At 36.5% G+C, this 299-nt stretch carries 1 protein-coding gene; it reads right to left on the bottom strand.

Annotation, left to right across the window (positions count from 1 at the left end; genetic code table 11):
- Positions 1-299: peptidoglycan-binding domain-containing protein (locus ACX6CF_RS27400; RefSeq protein WP_458788526.1), on the bottom strand; the 299-nt coding region annotated here is incomplete at both ends.

The following is a 299-nucleotide window of genomic DNA, read 5'->3' as shown; positions in this document are numbered from 1 at the left end:
GAAATCACCATCTTCACTTATACCTAATTGGCATTGAAGCGCTTTTACAGCATTGCTCTTTTCTCCACGTTTTAAGGTTACTATTAATTTTAACCAAGTTGCTGATCCTACTATTCCATCTCTTTTTAGTCCTCTGGCTGTTTGAAATCCTTTGACATTTCGATATGTCTCATCACCAAAATCACCATCAACTTCCATATTCTTGTAACCTTTAGAAACTAATAGGTATTGTAAGGTTTTAACATCCCCCCCTTTACTTCCTGTTTTAAGAACTGGCCATGAAGCGGCATTAATCAACA

This window comes from Vallitalea sediminicola, assembly GCF_054408565.1.
The sequence above is the reverse complement of the archived record's forward strand: the minus strand, read 5'-3'. Positions and strand labels throughout refer to the sequence as shown.